The organism is Bradyrhizobium sp. BRP23, from assembly GCF_020194135.1.
Classification (GTDB): domain Bacteria; phylum Pseudomonadota; class Alphaproteobacteria; order Rhizobiales; family Xanthobacteraceae; genus Bradyrhizobium; species Bradyrhizobium yuanmingense.
This window is the reverse complement of sequence record NZ_JADYVW010000002.1, coordinates 621,804-641,058: the sequence shown is the minus strand read 5'-3', so window position 1 is coordinate 641,058 and position 19,255 is coordinate 621,804. Positions and strand designations below refer to the sequence as shown.

Here is a 19,255-nt window from a genome sequence, read left to right as displayed (position 1 = left end):
TCGGACCTTGACTTGGAACCAGAGCCAACTAGCAACAGACGGCAGTATCAACACCGGTCATGCCCGATGGTGACAATCTTTTTTGATCTCGACGGCACGCTGACGAACCCGAAGCCCGGGATCACCCGCTCGATCCAATATGCGCTGGAACGGCTCGGCGTTCCCGTGCCGAGCGAGGACGAACTGACCTGGTGCATCGGCCCTCCGCTGCTTGCCAGCCTTCGCAAGCTCACCGGAGCCGATGAGCTCGCCGACCGAGCACTGCTGCTCTATCGCGAGCGCTTTAGCGATATCGGCCTGTTCGAGAACGAGGCTTACAGCGGAATTACGGACACGTTATCTTCGCTCGCAGCGACACGTCAGCGCATGTTCGTGGCGACCAGCAAGCCCGCCGTCTACGCCAGCCGCATCGTCGATCATTTCGGCCTGAAGCCGTATTTCGAACGCGTGTTCGGCTCCGAGCTCGACGGCACGCGTGTCGACAAGCGCGACCTGCTTCGCTACGCGCTCGACGAGACCAGCGTCGATGCGAACAGCGCGCTCATGATCGGCGACCGCAGCCACGACGTGGTCGGCGCCCGCACCAACGGCATGACCGCCATCGGCGTGCTCTACGGCTATGGCAGCGAAAGCGAGCTGCGGGAGGCCGGCGCGCATCACATCTGCGCGGCACATCCCGAGCTGCTCGGCCATTGTGTCGCTTAGGTGCTGACAGTTTCGACCGCCGCTAGCATGCCTGTCTTCGGGTGACAGTTCAGATATTCGAAGAACTGTTCGTCGGCGGCCGCCACCGTCACTTCGTGATAGAGCCGCAGCTTGGCTGACGGCCCGAGCGTCGACAGATATTTCATGGCCGCGCCGAAGATCCTGACATGGGTCGGATGCGACTCCGCCCAGCGTTCGAGCGCGGCGAGGCTCTTCCACCAGCTCTGCCCGTAGGATTTTTCGCTCGCGCTTCCGTCGGCCGCCAGCACCTGCATGTAGCGGTTGGCATAGCAGCCAATCGCGAGGCCATCATCGCGCAGAAAGTCCATGCCTTCGCGTAGCACCGGTTCGACGTCGTCGAGATAGAGCTTTCGCTCGGATGCTTCCGTATCGCTCCAGTCCTGCCCGGACCGGATCAGGCAGAGATTATCGTGCGCCACGACTCTCAGCCGCGGGCCGTCGCAAATCAGCTCAGGCGCGCCACCAGGCGCCATCGCATCAGTCTGCGACAGCGGGATACGGTCGCGCATCCCGCCCCAATAGGCGTGCTCCTGCACCTCGCCGCTCATGCCCTCCGCAACGACGGCGACACCTTCCGGCCGATCGGGCGAGGAGAACAGCGTCTCGTGACGGGCCACAATAGGACGCAGCACCTCGACGAAGGTACCGATGCCTTCGCGTTGCCGCCCGGTCCACATCTCGCGAGCCTGCGCGAACCAGGCATCAAAGCGTGCGAGATCGTCCCAATAAGCGACCGTGACAACATTCTCGCTGCCGGACTGATCTCTATAGCTTGCCCGGTCCCAATGCGACGGACCGCCATCCATTGCGAACAGTCCTGCGAGTTCTTTCAACGCGTCAATTGCTGCCTCCGGTGCCGCACCGCCATACTGAACACCGAAATAGGCCATCACGACCCGGCTGACCGAAGGCTTGTAGCGCGCCACGAAGGACGGATATGGCGGCTGGTAATCGTCCGGCACGCGCTTGTGGCGCGTGCGTGGCGTTTCGAGATGCGCAGGAATTGCGGATTCCATAGCGATGCCCTCCCCGTGATCGCCGCGTTCAGCTTGCCGCCGCCGCAATGTCCATAGGCTCGACAGTGTCGACCGGCAGCGCGAACTGCTCGACCCGCTGGTACCGCTTCTTGTTGAGCAGCAGCCGTGTGACGTCGGGCCGCGAATAATGTCCGGCGGGATCGGCAGCATTCTTGGCAACGCCAATGGCGGCGAGATCGATCTCGGCGATCAGCAGGCCCTCCTGATCGGGCGCCAGCTTCTCCCCGATCTGACTGCCGTCGGGGCCGTAGATGGCCGCAAAGCCGCCGCCCGCATGCAGCAGCGCATTCTTGTCCGGCCGATCGCAGAGCTCGTCGATCATGGCCTGCGAGACGGTGGCGCAAGGCGCGAGCACGAAGCAGGAGCCTTCCACCGCATAGACGCGCGAAGCCGCGTTGTTGACCTCGGCCCCTAATGCCGGCGCGAAGGGATCGTAGAGCGAGAAGCTCGGCCAGGCCGCGACATGGACCTGCTCGTTCTGAGCGTACATCGCGTATTTCGACAGCGGCTGCAGATGCTCCCAGCAGCACAGGGCGCCGAGCCGGCCGATGTCGGGCCGCACATGCACGGCGAGGTCGCTGCCGTCGCCTTCGCCATAGACCGTGCGCTCGGCATGGGTCGGCCGCAGCTTGCGGCGCTTTGCGATGGTCTCGCCATCAGGGCCGATCAGCCATTGCGCGAGGTAGAGGCTGCCGCCGTCGCGCTCGGACAGGCCGACCACGGCGGTGAGCCTTGCCTTGCGCACGGCCTCGCGCAGGCGTTCGGCCTGCGAGCTGTCATAGGACAGCGAATTGTCGAAATAGCGCTGCACGAAGCCCCGCCCGATCGCCCAGGCCGGGGAGTCCAGCCAGATGTGCCAGGGGTAGCCGGGGATGAAAGCTTCAGGAAAGGCGATCAGCTTGGCGCCCTTTTCCGCGGCCTCCCCGATCAGCGCGATCGACTTGTCGATCGAGGCGTCGAGATCGAGCCAGGCCGGTGCCGCCTGCACCACCGCAACCTTGTATTTCGGATGTTCGATGCCCATTGCCGCCTCCATTGCCGGTTGATCGCAAGCCACGTCCGATGCAGTCTATTTGGCCAAGCTGGGCGGCCAGGCGCTCGACCACGGCGGAACAAAAACTCGACTGGAAGGGATCGCCCGGTACGGAATTTGCCTCCGGTCAGGCTCGATCTGCGCCAACATGCGGTTTTGCAGGATGTGAAAGGGAGGCTGTCCTGATGCCAATCCAGTTCACGACAGACGGCAGTCCCGGCTACCGGCGGCTCGCGCTCTGGCAGGACATCGTCTGCGACGTCTTCGTCGGGCTCGACTGCAAGTCCGACCTCGGCAGCGCCTTTCATGGCTCGGTCACGCAGGCCTCGCTCGGCAAGGCCGTGTGCTCCGAGGTCTGCTCGGACCGCCAGCACGTCTTCCGCACACCGTCGCGCATCGCGCGCTCGGATCAGGGTTTCGTCCTAGTCGCACTCGGCAATCGCGGCAACGGTGGCGTTGTACAGGACGGCCGCGAGACCGTGATCCACCCCGGCGAGTTCGCGCTCTACGACACGACGCGCCCGTACGAGCTGAAGTTCAACGACAGATTTACGCAGACCATCTTCAAGGTCCCACGCGAGATGCTGCAGCGGCGGCTCGGCGGCACCGAGACGCTGACAGCAATGTCATTTGGCGCCGACGCACCGCTCGAGCGGCTCGCCTATGATTTCATTGTCCGGCTCTGCCAAAATGCGGATAGCTTGGCTCTGGATACGGCTACGGCGCTGTCGGAGCAGGCAGTTGATCTGCTTGCGATGGAATTGAGCGAGCGGCTCGGCAAGTCATCGCTGCCGTCCTCGACCCACCGCTCGGCCCTGCTCTACCGAGTGAAGGCGCACATCCGCGCGCACCTCGCCGATCCCGATCTCTCGGTCGCTGAAACCGCAGCCGCGCTCGGCATCTCGCCGCGCTATGTCAACGATCTTCTCGCAGACGAGGACACCTCCTTCCAGCGTCATGTCCTTGCCGAACGCCTCGCCCGATGTCGGAGGGATCTCGCCTCGCCTCTGCTCGCCCATCGCCACATCAGCGAGATCGCCTTCGCCTGGGGCTTCAACGACCTCTCGCATTTCGGCCGCGTCTTCCGCGAGCATTTCGGGATGTCGCCGCGCGACTTCCGGCAGAGCCAGTTGCGGCATTGAGGTGCATTCCAGTCGGCTGTCATCTGCACGATCAGGTCATGGCGAGCAGGGCCGGTATGTGAGCAGGTGATAGGACACGGCGCCTGCTTGCAGTATCTTCCGCCGCCAAGGCCGCCACGATCATCAGCGGCCAGCCAAGGAGCAGATCGATGGAATACCGACGCTTGGGCCGGTCCGGCCTTATGGTGCCTGCCTTGAGCCTGGGAACGGGCACGTTCGGCGGCGTCGGCCGCCTTGCGGCATGGGGCACGACGGACGCGACCGAGGCGCGGCGTCTTCTGGACATCTGCCTCGAGGCCGGCGTGTCGATGTTCGACACCGCGAATGTCTATTCGCTCGGCGAGTCCGAGCGGGTGCTCGGTGAGGCCATCAAGGGTCGCCGGGACAAGGTCCTGATCTCGACCAAGGCGACCTTCCGCTTTGGCGACGGTCCCAACGATATCGGCTCGTCGCGTGAGCACCTGCTCAAAGCCATCGACGGTTCGTTGAGCCGGCTCGGCACCGATTATATCGATCTTTTCCAGCTCCACGGCTTCGACGCCTTCACGCCGTCCGAAGAGGTGCTCTCGACTCTCGACGTGCTCGTGCGCGCCGGCAAGATCCGCTATGTCGGCGTCTCGAATTTCTCGGGCTGGCACCTGATGAAGTCGCTCGGCGTCGCCGACAAGCACGGTTTTCCGCGTTACGTCGCCAACCAGACCTACTATTCCCTGATCGGGCGCGACTACGAATGGGAGTTGATGCCGCTCGGCCTCGACCAGGGGTTGGGCGCCGTGGTCTGGTCGCCGCTCGGCTGGGGGCGCCTCACCGGAAAGATCCGCCGCGGTCAGCCGAAACCGGAAGTCAGCCGCCTGCCCAAGACGGCCGAATTCGGACCGCCCGTCTCGGACGAGCACGTCTACCGTGTCGTCGATGCGATCGACGAGATCGCGAAGGAGACCGGCAAGAGCGTCTCGCAGATCGCGCTGAACTGGCTGCTGCAGCGTCCGACGGTCTCGACGCTGATCATCGGCGCACGCAACGAGACCCAGCTGCGCGAAAATCTCGGCGCGGTTGGCTGGTCCTTGACCAAGGACCAGGTCGCAAAGCTCGATGCCGCGAGCACGGTGACGCTGCCCTATCCCTACTGGCACCAGCGCGTGACCTTCAGCGACCGCAATCCACCGGCGGTGTAGGACAGCTGCATCAAGCGCGCTTGGGTAAGCCGGCGCGCTGGCGGCCGGTTCCGGAACTATCGCGGCCCTGCCCTGTTGGCGCAATACTCGGCATGTGGCCGAGTCCGATTCGCCAACGATACGCCGCTCACGATGTCGACAGTCACCATTGAGCATGCCGACGGCCTGCCGCAGCCGCAACGCAATCAGGCGGTGCTGACCATTGCGCTCGGCATCGTCATGGCGGTGGTCGACAGCACCATCGTCAATGTGGCGCTGCCGACGATCGCGGCCGATCTCGATGCGACCCCGGCCTTGTCGATCTGGATCGTCAGCGGCTACCAGCTCGCGATCACGATCTCGCTGCTGCCGCTGGCTTCGCTCGGCGAGATCGTCGGCTATCGCCGCGTCTATCTGGTCGGGTTGGCGCTGTTCACGCTGGCCTCGGCCTTCTGTGCGCTGGCCCACACGCTGCCGCTGCTGACGATCGCGCGCATCCTCCAGGGCTTTGGCGCGGCCGGCATCATGAGCGTCAACGCCGCGCTGGTGCGCTTCACCTATCCGCGCAGCCTGCTCGGCCGCGGCATCGGGCTCAACGCGCTCGTCGTCGCCTTCTCGGCTGCGATCGGCCCGACGCTCGCCGCCGGCATCCTCGCGGTCGGAAGCTGGCCCTGGTTGTTCGCGATCAACGTGCCGCTCGGCGTGGTGACACTGGTGCTGGGCCTGCGCAGCCTGCCGCACACCAAGCCCGCGAGCCGCTCCTTCGACTGGCAGAGTGCAGGGCTGTCGGCGATCACGTTCGGCGTCGGCATCGCGGCGGTCGACAACGTCGGTCATGGCGAGGCCGCGATCACCTGTCTCGTGCAGTTTGCCATCGCGATCGCCGCGGGTGCGCTGCTGATCTATCGCGAGACTCACATGACCTCGCCACTCTTGCCAATCGACCTGCTGCGCATCCCCGTGTTCGCGCTGTCGATTGCGACCTCGATCGCATCGTTCTGCGGGCAGATGCTGGCCTTCGTCGCGATCCCCTTCTATCTTCAGAGCCACTTCGGCTATTCGGCCGTGCATATGGGCCTGTTGATCACGCCATGGCCGATCGCATTGGCGGTTGCGGCCCCTCTCGCCGGCCGCCTGGTCGAGCATTATCCGGCCGGCCTGCTCGGCGGTATTGGGCTCACGCTATTCGCCTGCGGCCTTGGCGCGCTCGCCTTCCTGCCGGCGACGCCAACGCCGCTCGACGTGATCTGGCGGATGGCGCTCGCCGGCGCCGGCTTCGGTCTGTTCCAGACCCCCAATAACCGCACCATGATCGCAGCCGCCCCGCGCGAGCGCGCCGGCGGCGCCAGCGGCATGCTGGGGACGGCGCGCCTGCTCGGCCAGACCACCGGAGCGGCGCTGGTGGCGCTGTTGCTCGGACGGTATCCGCTTGAGGGGACCAGGCTGGCGCTCCTTGTCGGCGTTGGATTTGCGCTGTGCGGCGCGATGCTGAGCATGCTGCGGCTCTCCACAGCCGGCGCGCGCGGTGCCGAGCACGTCCGCGTGCAGGACGATCAGCGCCTGCGGGGTGAATAGCCGGACCCGACCCGGTTCGCGCGTAGTCGTGCACAACCTCCGCGTGGCTTAACTATTCGGAGCAATGGCCTATTGCCCTCCCGCCCCGGTTGCGCATAGTGGCGGTGGGACAAGGGGCATTTCATGCGTTCATTTGGAATTGTGGCGCTCAGCGTCATGCTGGGCGGCTGCGCGTCGGTCACCCGCGGTACGACGGAGAATATCAGCATTTCATCGACACCATCAGGCGTGGAAGCCGTCGTCAGCGGAATGGACGTTCCGACCACCTGCACGACCCCTTGCTCCGTGGTCGTCAAGCGGAACGCCGACATCTCGATCACCTTCCAGAAGGAAGGCTATCAGCCGCAAATCGTTCCGCTCAGCCGGGACGTCCAGACGGGCGGAGCCGCGGGTTTTGCGGGCAATCTCCTGTTGGGCGGTATCGTCGGCATGGGCGTCGACGCAGCGACCGGAGCCGCGACCGATCACAAGCCGAATCCGGTCATCGTGACGATGCAGCCGTCGGTCCCGCACGCAGCACCGCGCGCACCGAGAAAGCCGCGGCCACCGCGCGAACCGCAGGCCGGAACGTAAGGCCTCCTCGCGCAGACATCGGTGCAAACAAAAAGGCCGGCTTTGCAGCCGGCCTTTTCGATTTCATCACGTGCCGATCAAACCTTGACCAGCGGCCCCTTGGAGGTCGGCCCCTTTGAGCCGCCGGGGCCACCCGGCTTGGATTTGCCCGGCGGGCGCTTGCGGGTGCCGGGCAGCTTCTCCTGCTTCGGCGTGACCGGGCCCTCGACGAATTCGAAGCCGATCTTCTCCTTGGTCTCGTCGGCCTCGTCCTTGACAAGGACGACGCGAACGTGGCCGCCACCCTTGAGCTTGCCGAACAGCACCTCGTCGGCCAGCGGCTTCTTGATGTGCTCCTGGATCACGCGCGCCATGGGACGTGCGCCCATCTGCTCGTCGTAGCCGTGCTGGACCAGCCAGGCCTTCGCCGGCTCGGACAGCTCGATGGTCACATCGCGGTCGCCGAGCTGCGCCTCGAGCTGAAGCACGAACTTCTCGACCACGGTGCCGATCACCTCGACGCTGAGATGGCCGAACGAGACGATGGCATCGAGACGGTTGCGGAATTCCGGCGCGAACTGCCGGTTGATCGCCTCGTGATCGTCGCCTTCCCGCTTCGACCGGGTGAAGCCGAACGCCTGCTTGGCGAGATCCGCCGCGCCGGCATTCGTGGTCATGATCAGGATCACGTTGCGGAAGTTGACCTGCTTGCCGTTGTGGTCGGTGAGCCGGCCGTGGTCCATGATCTGGAGGAGCACGTTGTAGAGGTCGGGATGCGCCTTCTCGATTTCGTCGAGCAGCACCACGCAATGCGGATGCTGGTCGACGCCGTCGGTGAGCAGGCCGCCCTGGTCGAAGCCGACATAGCCGGGAGGCGCGCCGATCAGGCGCGACACGGTGTGCCGCTCCATGTACTCGGACATGTCGAACCGCAGCAGCTCGACGCCGAGCGTCGCCGCGAGTTGCTTGGCGACCTCGGTCTTGCCGACGCCGGTGGGGCCAGAGAACAGATAACAGCCGATCGGCTTCTCCGGCTCGCGCAGGCCGGCACGCGCCAGCTTGATCGAGGCGGCGAGCGATTCGATCGCCTTGTCCTGCCCGAACACGGTGCGCTTCAAGGTCTGCTCGAGATGCTTGAGCACCTCGGCGTCGTCCTTCGACACGCTCTTCGGCGGGATCCGAGCCATCGAGGCGATCGTGGTCTCGATCTCCTTGATGCCGATGGTCTTCTTGCGCTTGTTCTCGGCGACCAGCATCTGCGCCGCGCCGGACTCGTCGATCACGTCGATCGCCTTGTCGGGCAGCTTGCGGTCGTGGATGTAGCGCGATGAGAGCTGCACCGCCGCCTCGATCGCCTCATTGGTGTACTTCAGCCGGTGATAGTCCTCGAAGTACGGCTTGAGGCCCTTGAGGATCGCGATGGCATCCTCGACCGTCGGCTCGTTGATGTCGATCTTCTGGAAACGCCGCACCAGCGCGCGGTCCTTCTCGAAGTGCTGGCGATATTCCTTGTAGGTGGTCGAGCCCATGCAACGGATCGTGCCCGAGGCCAGCGCCGGCTTGAGCAGGTTCGAGGCGTCCATCGCCCCGCCCGACGTCGCGCCCGCACCGATCACGGTGTGGATCTCGTCGATGAACAGGATGGCGTTGGGATGCGCCTCGAGCTCCTTGAGCACCTGCTTCAGGCGCTCCTCGAAGTCGCCCCGATAGCGCGTGCCGGCAAGCAGCGTGCCCATGTCCAGCGAGAACACGGTGGCCGCCGCCAGCACCTCCGGCACTTCGCTGTCGACGATGCGCTTGGCGAGCCCTTCTGCGATCGCGGTCTTGCCGACGCCGGCTTCACCGACGAACAGCGGGTTGTTCTTCTGCCGGCGGCACAGCACCTGGATCGCGCGGTTGATTTCGGAATTGCGTCCAATCACCGGATCGATCTTGCCGTCGCGCGCCTTCTTGTTGAGGTTGACGCAATAGGTCTCGAGCGCCTCGCCCTTCTTCTTGGCGTCCTCGTTGCCCTTGGTCTCGGTCTCCTCGTCGACGCCGCGCACCGGCCGCGCCTCGGAGACGCCCGGCCGCTTGGCAATGCCGTGGCTGATGTAGTTGACAGCGTCGTAACGCGTCATGTCCTGCTCCTGCAGGAAATACGCGGCATGGCTCTCGCGTTCGGCGAAGATCGCGATCAACACGTTGGCGCCGGTCACCTCTTCGCGACCGGACGACTGCACATGGATCACCGCGCGCTGGATCACGCGCTGGAAACCGGCGGTCGGCTTGGCGTCGTCGGCGCCATCCGTCACCAGGTTCTCGAATTCGGTCTCAAGGTAGTTGACGAGGCTCGTACGGAGCTTGTCGAGATCGACGCTACAGGCGCGCATGACGGCGGCTGCATCGGAGTCGTCGATCAATGAGAGCAAGAGATGCTCAAGCGTCGCGTATTGGTGATGACGCTCATTTGCGATCGCCAGCGCACGATGCAGGGATTGTTCAAGGCTTTGGGAAAAAGTCGGCATTCGCGTCCTCTATGGCCCCCACCATCATGATCGTCATCGCCCGGTCAGGCAACAACAACCTTTGTCACATATAGTTATACAAGACCGCGGCGAAAGACCGGTTCCGCGACTCGGCGGCGACACACTTGCGGCATTTTCGATGCAAAACCCGTTCCGATTTGGGCGGGATCGGCGCCGGCGCAGAATTCCGTAGTTTTGCCGGCTGCAGCCCACCGCGCGCAGCCGCTACGCGACAATCACACTGCGGCTTGTACAGGAGACGGCCTCAAGCGAGCCGCAAGCCGCCTTACTTCTTTTCCATCACGCATTGCAGCGGGTGCTGGTGCTTGCGGGCGAAATCCATCACCTGCGTCACCTTGGTCTCGGCGATCTCGTAGGTGAACACACCGCACTCGCCGATCCCGTGATGATGGACGTGCAGCATGATCTTGGTCGCAGCTTCGATGTCCTTGTTGAAGAACTTCTCCAGCACGTGAACGACGAACTCCATCGGCGTGTAGTCATCGTTCAGGATCAGCACGCGATACAGGTTCGGCCGCTTGGTCTTGGGCTTGACCTTGGTGATGACCGACGTGCTCGGACCCGAGGGAGTACCCGAACGGTTGTCGTCATTGCTCATGCGAGGCGCGTCGGCAGCGGCTGGCGCGGACAGATCGAGGCTGGAAGTCAATTGCAGCATGGCACAGGCGTTCAAATTCCCCACGGAAGCGAATGGCGGTCACCGCGCGACCCCACCCTTCGGAGCCTGGCGCAGGCGCGCCGCCTTGGATCGCCGCTCCCGGCAAATGCGGTCGAGGCCGGATCGCTCGCCAGCAATATGGCCCTGCCCCCGGCCCGCCGCAAGCACGCGGGGGTTCAGCCCATGCGGTCGCAGCAGTCCCGATTCCCGGTCCGGGCGATCCTGATCAGGTTAATCAATCCGGAGCGATTTGACAAAAATTTCCGCCCGGCACGTTTGGAACGTGTTGACCAGGAACCCGGCCGTTAACCCGGCTGCGACGGTTTTCCGCAAAACGCCCCGTTTTTCTACGGTCCAATTTACCTGCCATTCAATGGCATGGCGCGAAATCGGGCAAAACACAGATTTCGGGGATCGTCATGTCTGGTCTGCCCCTCGTCAGCCGCCTTGGTCGACAACTCGCCCGTTTCGCAGCGGCCGAGCAAGGCAATATCGCAGTGATCTTCGCCATTGCGCTCGTTCCAGTGCTGGGTTTTGTCGGCGCCGCGCTGGACTACAGCCGGGCCGTCCACGCACGCACCTCGCTGCAGTCTGCGCTCGATTCCGCAGCATTGATGGTCTCCAAAGACCTCACCAACGGCATCATCTCGGAGTCCGAAGTTGAGGCCAAGGCAAAATCCTATTTTAGCGGTCTCTATACGGGTCGCCCCGGTTTGGTCTCGACCGCAGACATCCATGCCACCTACACCCCGAAGGATTCCAATGGAATTTCGAACGTCGTGGTCACCGGATCGGGCGCCATGCCGACCGATTTCATGAAGATCGCGGGCTTTCCGACGCTTGGATACAATGGCAGTTCGACTGCGGCGTGGGGAAATACGCGCATGCGGGTGGCAATGGTCCTGGATAACACGGGATCGATGGCCCAGAACGGCAAAATGACGGCCATGCAAGCCGCGGCCAAGGACATGATCACCACCTTGTCCAACTACAACAAGCAGACGGGCGACGTTTACATCTCGATCATTCCATTCTCGAAAGACGTCAATGTCGGCACGACCAATGTCAATGCCTCATGGATCAACTGGACTGAATGGGAGGCCGAGCCTCCGATCCTCGTCAACAACAAGTCCAGCGCCTTCAATTCGGCCATCGGCGGATCGAACTGCCCCTTTTCGTACTCCACCCACGGCTTTGTCTGCATGGATCGGCCGGCCACGTTGAGCGGCGCCAACACCACCAGCAAGATACCGTCGACCGGCACCTATGCCGGTTACATCTGCCCGAGCAGAGACAATGGCAGCAAGATCTCAGGCAAGTCCGGCATCTACTACAACGGCTGCTACACCACCGCCACCGGGGCGAGCGCAAGCTGTGGATCGAGCACGAGTTGCACCTGCACAGGGAGCGGCTCGGGCAAGATCTGCCATCTCTGGCGCGGCGATGGGACCACAGCAACGGCTGCGGCAGCACCGGGTCACAACACCTGGACCGGCTGCGTGAACGACCGTGATCAGGACTACGACACCAAGAACTCCGCACCCGGTTCGGGCAGCGGGAGCCCCTCCTCGCAGTTCTATGCCGAGCAGTGGTCGGGTTGCCTTCCAGCCACCGTGTTTCCGATGAGCAATCAGTGGCAGACGCTCAAGGATCAGATCACGGCGATGTCGCCGAGCGGCAATACCAACCAGGCCATTGGTCTTGCCTGGGGTTGGCAATCCCTCAGCACGACCAACCCGCCGATCGCGGCACCGGCCAAGGCCAGCAACTACGTTTACAAGGATTATATCGTGCTGCTGTCTGACGGCTTGAATACCCAGAACCGCTGGAGCACCTCCCAGTCCGCGATCGACGCCCGCCAGGCGATCCTCTGCGAGAATATCAAGGCGGACAAGGCAAACCCGATCACGATCTTTACAATTCAGGTCAACATCAACAATGCGGACGCGAAATCTCAGGTATTGGAGAAATGCGCAACCGACGGGAACTTCCAAATGATCACGAGTTCCGCTCAAACTTCGGACGCGTTCAAGAACATCCTGACGCAGATTTCCAAGCTGCGCGTCGCGAAATAGTCCGATCAGCATCCGCAAATGAAAAGCCCGGCCAACTCGGCCGGGCTTTTGCTTTCAGGCTCGTACCGATGCGTCAGTTCGCGGCCGGGGTGAACTTCGACACGATGGTCTCGACCGGCTTGAACGCCTGCTTGGCGAGGTCGCTGTAGAGGCCGGCGATCTTCTGCGATTCCGCGACGAAGGTCTCATAGGCGGAACGGGCAAAATCGGTCTGCGCTTCCATCGCCTTGTCCAGCGACTTCACGCCGGAAAGCTTCTCGACGAAGGACTTGGTGTCTTCGAACGACTTCTTCGTGTAGTCGCCATAGGCGCTGGCGATCGCCTGGAGGCCGTGCTGCACCGAGGTCGCGGAGGCAACGCACTGCTCGAACTGCTCTTTCCCGTAGCTCTGGAAGTCTTCAACCTTGAACATTTCGGAATCCTTTTCCCTGGCTCGCGTCGGGAAGCCCCGGCTCCCTGACTCCGCCCAAAATTAGTGCAACGCACAAAAAAGTCAAGAATCTTGTGCGTCGCACAAATCCGGCGCAAATCGCAGAGATTCCCGGGGTTTCCCGCAAGGGTTCCTTAAGCTTTTGGAAACCGGGCCACCCTACCTTGATTCCCTGGACGTGGTCACTTCCGCGAGCGGCCAAAAGCCGTTTGAGAACATCACCTTAGCCAGAACAGCGGCTCGGGTCCAACGTCCCCCGCGGCCAACACCAGCGGAGGGACAGCCTGAGCAGGTAATGATCCCGGGTCCGTCGGGCACAATTTCGCCTCACGAGCCGGTGATCAAGTCAGAAACGGGGACGGGGTTCCATGCTTCGTAAAAACTTGTCTGCCTCGCGCTGGGCGCGGGTTGGCGTTTTCGGGCTTCTTACGGTCACCACCGCAGTCATCTTCACCGTCGATGCAGCCGAGGCACGGCGCCATCGTCGACATTACGCGCACCACCGGGTGCAGCACGACGTGTCCGAGAGCTCCAGCTCGAAATTCGCGTCCATCATCATCGACGGCAATTCCGGCGCAGTGCTCCAGGCGACGAGCCCTGACGCGATCCGCCACCCGGCCTCGCTGACCAAGATCATGACGCTCTATCTGCTGTTCGAGCGCCTCGAATCCGGCAAGATGAAGCTCGACACCGAAATGCCGGTGTCCAAGCACGCCGCCGACCAGGATCCGACCAAGCTGAATCTGCGTGCCGGCCAGACCATTCGCGTCGAGGACGCGATCAAGGGCCTGGTCACCCGTTCGGCCAACGACGCATCCGTGGTGATTGCGGAAGCGATCGCCGGTGACGAGGACGACTTCGCCCGGATGATGACGCGCAAGGCGCGTTCGCTCGGCATGTCCAGGACGGTCTACCGCAATGCCAACGGCCTGCCCAACGACGAGCAGGTCACGACCGCGCGCGACCAGGCCACGCTGGGTCGCGCCATTCAGGAGCGCTTCCCCCGCTACTATCGCTATTTCGCAACCTCGACGTTCAATTGGCGCGGACAGTCGATCCGCAACCACAATCGCCTGCTCGGCAGTGTCGAAGGCGTGGACGGCATCAAGACGGGCTACACCCGCGCTTCCGGCTTCAACCTCGTCAGCTCGATCCGCCGCGGCAACCGCCACCTGATCGGCGTGGTGCTCGGCGGCCGCAGCGGTGGCTCGCGCGACGCCATCATGCGCAACCTGCTCGCGGAGAACATCGAAAAGGGCGCGACCGTCCGCACCGTCGCCGCAGTCACGGAGCGCAACGGCGCTGATGCCAACGTCGATGTCGCCGATGCCTCGGATACGCCGGCGCGGCCCGCCCTGCCGGTCCAGGCAGCGGCGGCCCCTGCTCCCGAAGCAACCCCTTCGCGCCTCGCAGCGCGTCTGTCGACGCTGGCCGCAGCGACTGCGGCGATGCCGCCCGCTCACTCCAAACCCGAAGCTCGGCCGACGGAGTCCAAGGTGGAGCCGGCGCCGCTCACCAATGGCGTTATCTCGAGCCAGCCGCTCTCCATCATCCCCGGCTCGTCCGAGCCGATGAAGCCGGTTCGGGTCAAGACCGTTCAGGTCAAGGCCGGCGCCGTGAAGGTCGCCTCCGCCGCTCCGGCCCAGGGTGGTGTCCAGGTCGTTGCGCCGCCGGTCACCAGCACCGTCCCGCCCCGTTCCGACGTCGCGGAAACCTCCGGTGCCGTCGTCGCCAGGGCAGATCTCATCAACAAGCCGGAGGCGGTGAGCCAGCCGGAAGCGCCGAAGGCCGAGATGGCCCGCACCGAACTGCCGCGGCAGCCGGCGGGCTTCGGCACCGGCAACGGCATTCTTGGCGTGCTGCCGGCGGCAACCGCCGCCGCACCGGCTCCAGCCGCTCCCAAGCTCGCCTCGGCCGACCCGGCGCCGCAGCCGATCCAGATGAGCGCCACCACCAAGCCCGCCGTCATCCACAGCGGCTGGATCGTCCAGGTCGGTGCGCTCGAGAGCGAGAACGAAGCTCAGCAGCGCATCGACGCGGCCCGCAACTCGGCCCGCGGCCTGCTCAGCAAGGCGGACCCGTTCACCGAGCCGGTCGTAGCCAAGGACAATCGCAAGCTTTACCGCGCCCGCTTCGCCGGGCTCGAGCGAGATCAGGCCGAAGCCGTCTGCCGCACCTTGAAGCGTGCCGAGATCTCCTGCATCACCGTTCGCAACTGATTTCCATCTCCGCTCCAGACCAAATGCCCGCGCCTTGCGCGGGCATTTTCGTTTTGGTGAGGCGGTGATGCCGCAGGCTCCGGACAAGGCTGTTCCACGACAACCTCTCGTCAAGGATTTACGGTTAAAACTTTGCTCAAGGGGATCGACCACGCCGACAAGGGCGGGCGACGGCAGACAGAGCAAACGGAGCTCACGCGGTACGGGCGTTTGTAGCGTTGGTGCCGGAGTTAGCCGTTATGCGTGCGAAGCAGAGTATCCTTGGCCTCGTTTACCCGGGCAGCGAGATACGTCGAGCCCCCCTGGTCGGGATGGAGTTTCTTCATCAGGGACTTGTGGGCCCGGCTGATGTCGTCGCGCCCCGCTCCCGGCTGCAAGCCAAGGATCTGATAGGCTTCCTCCGCCGTCATTTTGCTGCTCGCCGCCGTGCGGCGCTGCCGCCCTGCCGTATCGCCCTGCGCGTTCTGACGCCAAGCGGGAAACCGGCGGTCCAGATAGCTTTCAAGTAGGGCCACGCTCTCGGCGTCGAACGTCGGGACCATCGCGAGCAAGCCGGCGAGATCGAATTCGTCGAGATTGCGCCCGGCATGAGGCCCCGCAACGATCTGGCCAGAAAGCTGGCCGGAATCGTGGTCGAGCCGCATGTCCAGGAATTGCGAGCGCACCCGCGAGGCCTGCCCGGACGGGCGCGTCGCACCGCCGCCGAACAGCCCGCCGACATTGCCGAAGCCGGCATTCGCGAGTGGTGTCCAGCCGAGCAGGCCCGCGCCGAAAATTCCGAGCGGGATCGCAACCGCCAGCTCGCCGCGCAAGCCGGTGAAGGCCGCAACCACCAGCGCCAGCACGCCGCCGCCGAACTTGAGGGTGCGCGCCAGCACCGCTGGATTGGCGGAGCGGAACATCTGGAGCAGCAGGTACAGCGTGATAACGGCGACAGCGCCGGCGATCAGGGTCATGGCCGGAATATAGTCGTGCTGTTGTCAAAAAGCATGGCGCCCAGCGCCGCAAGCCGCACCGGCCGGGCCGCTATTTCATCTGGCTGATCAACTTCGCCGCGCCACTCACGCTTCCAGCCAGCTTCAACAGCGCCTCACGTCCACCCGCGGCATAGGCCGCAGCTGCCCGCAACAGCTCGCGCAGCTGCGCTGCCGCACCGGGATCGAACCGGCACCAGGCACCGCCAGTCAGCCGCGCCATCTCGCGGAAGGCCTGTTCGGCGACCGCGTCATGGCCCTCCTGAAAGACGAATACGGGCACCTTGAGCATGCCGAGCTCGCCGGCCTTGGCGCAGAGCTCGTCGATGTCTTCCTCCATGGCATCGCCGACGAAGACCACGGCCCGCACGCCGGATGCTACTGCCTCGCGCCTGGCCTCGCTCAGGACCTTGCCGATCTGGGTATCGCCGCCGCGGCAATCGATCTTGCTCATCAGCGTCGCCAGCCTGGCGCTGTCGGAAATCCAAGCCGTGGCTCGGCACTCGTTGAGGCCGCGATAATAGACCAGCCGGATGTCGAGACTGCCGAGCGCTGCGGTCTCGCGAAACATGTCGGCCTGGAGCGCGCAGGCCAAGTCCCAGGTCGGCTGCCGGCTCATGGTCGCATCCAGCGCGAAGATCAGCCGCCCCCTTGCGCCCGGGGCATGCGGCGAGAGGGTCCGCGCCTTGGCAACGAACGCGGCGATGTCTTCCGAGGTCGAGGTTTGCGCTTGCGGCAGCACGCCGTCTGCTCGCGCCGAGACGGCATCGCGGCCGCGCGGTTTGATGGGTTCGCCCGACATCGCAGCTACACCTTGCGTCAGAAGCTAATGTGGTCAGCGCATGCGGCCCGGTCAATGCGCAAAGCCTCCGCGGGCGGGCGCCGGCGGAGGCTTCGACGATTGGTGCAGCCTTGCGACGACGTCAGCTCGGTAAGCTCTTGGACGTCAGCTCTTGGCAGGAGCCATCAGGGCGACCGGGCCCGGCTCCAGGATCTTGGGCGGGGCGGACTGCGTGTCGACCGGTGCGATCTCGCTGTCGGTCGCGCTCAGGAACTTGTCGAGCATGCTCTGGATCGAGCTTTTCGCCACATCCGGACCGGTATCGCGCATGTCGTTGTGCTGGAACTCGGTCTTCACGACCTGAATGCCTGCCTGCTCGCATTCCTCGTCGGTTGGAATTACGCCGGCGTCGGCCTTGAACTGCGGATCCTGGGAGCGGAACGACAGGATCTTGAACTTGCCCGCGGTAACGAAGGGCACGCGCAGATTGTCGAGGGTGACGACCTTCTTGACCTCATCCGGATACTGCTTGGCGAAGTACATGGTGATGTCGCCGCCCATGGAATGGCCGACCATCGTAACCTTGTCGTAATCGGCGTTGGGCTGAACCTTCTTCATCTCGTGCACGGCGAGATGGATGTTGGCGACGCCGCGCAGGATCTGCGGCAGCCGGCCGACATAGAGCTCGCCGGGCTTGGTGACCATCGGAGGATCAGTCGGCAGATCGTGCTGCGGGCTCATGACCATGTAGCCGCGCGCAGCGAAGATGTTGGCGAGGAAGCCGTATTCGGTGTTCTTGACGGTGTTGCCGTGATTGATCACCGCGACGGGCAGCTTGATCATGCCGGCATTGGCCTGCATTTCCTTGTCGCGGCGCACCGCGATGGAAACAGGCACCGGACGGTTATCGCGCGAGGCATCGTAGAATGTGATGGTCTCGTGCTTGATCGCCCACTTGCTCGCCGTGAAATAGGCGATGCCGCAGAGGGCACTGACCGAAACCAGAACGGCAATTCCACGCTTCATTTTCGTCCTCAGCCTCAGGCCTAAGCGGCCTGAATCCCTGTTGAAAATCGTGTTCTCCGGGGCTCTTCGTCCCCTTGTCGCCTATTCCCTAATATATGTCACAGCAGCGTGACAGGAAGGCTAAATGTTGTGAATCGGGAGCCCTTTCATTGTGCGTTGCACTCGTTCGGTGAGCACCCCATTCTCATACCGCTACGTGAGGGTGCAGGTCCCGATTCGACGCAACCGGCCTTGATCGGGTTCGACTCGCGGTAAACGCAGGGTGAAAACGCGCGCGGCGCAGTCCCGGTTCCCGTGCCAGCCGAGGGCCCGGATCGGCCGGGAGTAGCGCTATACCGCGAGGTCAGGCGCCGAGGATATCGTGGACCTCGAGCGGCTTGTCGACCTGGCTGAACCACTCGGCCCGGTTGGCCGCGCGGCGGCGGCCGCGCTCGTCGAGCGGGAGCTTGAGCTGGCGGAGCAGGCTCGTCACCTCCTCCCGCGCAGTGAGATGGCCGAGATTGGGCCGCATGCCGAGCGTGGCCTCGTCGATATCATCGAGGGCGGTCAGGCCGCGCGGGAAGAATTCGCGGTACACGACGCGCTCGGCGAAGCCGTCGACGTAGCGGAAGCCGAGCCGCAGCGACAGATCCTTCAGGCCCTCGGCGACGAGCTGCTTGTTGCGCGAGCCGAGCATGGACAGGCGGTTGCGCACGACGATCCAGTCGGTGGTCGCGCCGTCGAGCTGGCGTCGCTTGCGCCTGACGTCACGCACCATCTCGGCGTAGTGGCTCTCGCCCGTCACTGCGTAAGTCGCGGGATCGACGGTGCCGAGCACGTCGAAATCGAGGAAGCTGTCGTTGATCGGCGTGACCAGGGTGTCGGCCATCGAATGCGCGAGCCGCATCAGATAGCTGTCGGTTCCGGGCGTATCGATGACGATGAAGTCGAAGCTGCTCTCGACCGCGGAGACGGCTTCCATGAACTGCTGGAACTCGGAATTCTCGTTCTCGGCAATCTGCATGGTCTCGCCGAGCTTGATGCAGCGATGCACCGGCAGCTCGAGGTCGAGCTTGGTACGTTGCGCCCAGGCGGACCGGTTGCCGATGTAGCGCGTGAAGCTCTGCTGGCGACAATCGAGGTCGATGGTGGCGACGCGCTGGCCGGCCTTCAGAAGTGCAACGGCGATGTGCAAGGCCGTGGTCGATTTGCCGGAGCCGCCCTTCTCGTTGCCGAGCACGACCACGTGCGCCGAGCCGGATTGGCCTTGGCTAGCCTGCACAAGCATGGCGATCCTCAACACCCCTTGCGAATATCTTCGAGTTGACCGCGTCAGCGGTCAAGTGAAATGCGTGACAGGAAATGC

At 64.0% G+C, this 19,255-nt stretch carries 16 protein-coding genes; 7 read left to right on the top strand and 9 right to left on the bottom strand.

Annotation, left to right across the window (positions count from 1 at the left end; genetic code table 11):
• Positions 1-66: 66 nt before the first annotated feature.
• Positions 67-705 (top strand): HAD family hydrolase, encoded by a 639-nt coding sequence (locus tag I6F24_RS07440; protein ID WP_225148399.1) that lies wholly within the window; start codon positions 67-69, stop codon positions 703-705.
• On the opposite strand, the gene I6F24_RS07435 is transcribed toward I6F24_RS07440, so the two are convergent.
• Both I6F24_RS07435 and I6F24_RS07430 read right to left on the bottom strand, forming a co-directional pair.
• On the bottom strand, positions 702-1,742 hold the full coding sequence (locus I6F24_RS07435; protein ID WP_036025605.1) for a phenylacetaldoxime dehydratase family protein: 1,041 nt from the start codon (positions 1,740-1,742) through the stop codon (positions 702-704). The genes I6F24_RS07440 and I6F24_RS07435 overlap by 4 nt on opposite strands.
• 28 nt (positions 1,743-1,770) lie before the next feature.
• Positions 1,771-2,787 (bottom strand): carbon-nitrogen hydrolase family protein, encoded by a 1,017-nt coding sequence (locus tag I6F24_RS07430; protein ID WP_225150152.1) that lies wholly within the window; start codon positions 2,785-2,787, stop codon positions 1,771-1,773.
• 194 nt (positions 2,788-2,981) lie between these two features.
• Between I6F24_RS07430 and I6F24_RS07425 the strand changes: the two genes are divergently transcribed.
• The 4 genes from I6F24_RS07425 (at position 2,982) to I6F24_RS07410 (ending at position 7,240) form a co-directional block, all read left to right on the top strand.
• The gene (locus I6F24_RS07425; RefSeq protein ID WP_225152423.1) at positions 2,982-3,938 is read left to right on the top strand and encodes a helix-turn-helix domain-containing protein; all 957 of its coding nucleotides are present in this window, start codon (positions 2,982-2,984) and stop codon (positions 3,936-3,938) included.
• Positions 3,939-4,087: 149 nt separating this feature from the next.
• On the top strand, positions 4,088-5,113 hold the full coding sequence (locus I6F24_RS07420) for an aldo/keto reductase (RefSeq protein ID WP_036015181.1): 1,026 nt from the start codon (positions 4,088-4,090) through the stop codon (positions 5,111-5,113).
• Positions 5,114-5,245: 132 nt separating this feature from the next.
• Positions 5,246-6,667 carry an MFS transporter gene (locus tag I6F24_RS07415; RefSeq protein WP_225152421.1) on the top strand — a complete coding sequence of 474 codons (1,422 nt, stop codon included), beginning with the start codon at positions 5,246-5,248 and terminating at the stop codon, positions 6,665-6,667.
• A 123-nt stretch (positions 6,668-6,790) separates the two neighbouring features.
• Positions 6,791-7,240, top strand: a complete 450-nt coding sequence (locus I6F24_RS07410; protein ID WP_036025610.1) for a PEGA domain-containing protein — start codon at positions 6,791-6,793, stop codon at positions 7,238-7,240.
• A 77-nt stretch (positions 7,241-7,317) separates the two neighbouring features.
• Here the strand turns inward: I6F24_RS07410 and clpA are convergent, their stop codons facing one another.
• Complete coding sequence (clpA, locus tag I6F24_RS07405; protein ID WP_036015184.1) at positions 7,318-9,726, bottom strand: ATP-dependent Clp protease ATP-binding subunit ClpA; 2,409 nt, start codon at positions 9,724-9,726, stop codon at positions 7,318-7,320.
• A 286-nt stretch (positions 9,727-10,012) separates the two neighbouring features.
• A complete protein-coding gene (gene clpS, locus I6F24_RS07400) occupies positions 10,013-10,345 on the bottom strand; it encodes an ATP-dependent Clp protease adapter ClpS (protein WP_036015195.1) in 333 nt (110 codons plus the stop codon).
• A gap of 479 nt (positions 10,346-10,824) precedes the next feature.
• Here clpS and I6F24_RS07395 point away from each other — a divergent pair, with 479 nt between their 5' ends.
• Positions 10,825-12,480: a TadE/TadG family type IV pilus assembly protein gene (locus I6F24_RS07395; RefSeq protein ID WP_225152419.1), complete on the top strand. Its 1,656-nt coding sequence runs from the start codon at positions 10,825-10,827 to the stop codon at positions 12,478-12,480.
• Positions 12,481-12,553: 73 nt separating this feature from the next.
• Here the strand turns inward: I6F24_RS07395 and I6F24_RS07390 are convergent, their stop codons facing one another.
• Positions 12,554-12,892, bottom strand: coding sequence for a phasin family protein (locus tag I6F24_RS07390; protein ID WP_011087913.1), 339 nt, complete (start codon positions 12,890-12,892; stop codon positions 12,554-12,556).
• Positions 12,893-13,278: 386 nt separating this feature from the next.
• Between I6F24_RS07390 and I6F24_RS07385 the strand changes: the two genes are divergently transcribed.
• A complete protein-coding gene (locus I6F24_RS07385; RefSeq protein WP_225152417.1) occupies positions 13,279-15,129 on the top strand; it encodes a D-alanyl-D-alanine carboxypeptidase in 1,851 nt (616 codons plus the stop codon).
• 230 nt (positions 15,130-15,359) lie between these two features.
• On the opposite strand, the gene I6F24_RS07380 is transcribed toward I6F24_RS07385, so the two are convergent.
• The 4 genes from I6F24_RS07380 to I6F24_RS07365 form a co-directional block, all read right to left on the bottom strand.
• A complete protein-coding gene (locus I6F24_RS07380; RefSeq protein ID WP_109143484.1) occupies positions 15,360-16,085 on the bottom strand; it encodes a DnaJ domain-containing protein in 726 nt (241 codons plus the stop codon).
• A 70-nt stretch (positions 16,086-16,155) separates the two neighbouring features.
• Complete coding sequence (locus I6F24_RS07375; RefSeq protein ID WP_036015211.1) at positions 16,156-16,905, bottom strand: hypothetical protein; 750 nt, start codon at positions 16,903-16,905, stop codon at positions 16,156-16,158.
• A 144-nt stretch (positions 16,906-17,049) separates the two neighbouring features.
• Positions 17,050-17,910, bottom strand: coding sequence for an alpha/beta fold hydrolase (locus I6F24_RS07370; protein ID WP_036015213.1), 861 nt, complete (start codon positions 17,908-17,910; stop codon positions 17,050-17,052).
• Between the two features lie 343 nt (positions 17,911-18,253).
• Positions 18,254-19,177, bottom strand: coding sequence for a division plane positioning ATPase MipZ (locus tag I6F24_RS07365; RefSeq protein WP_036015216.1), 924 nt, complete (start codon positions 19,175-19,177; stop codon positions 18,254-18,256).
• Positions 19,178-19,255 lie beyond the last annotated feature (78 nt).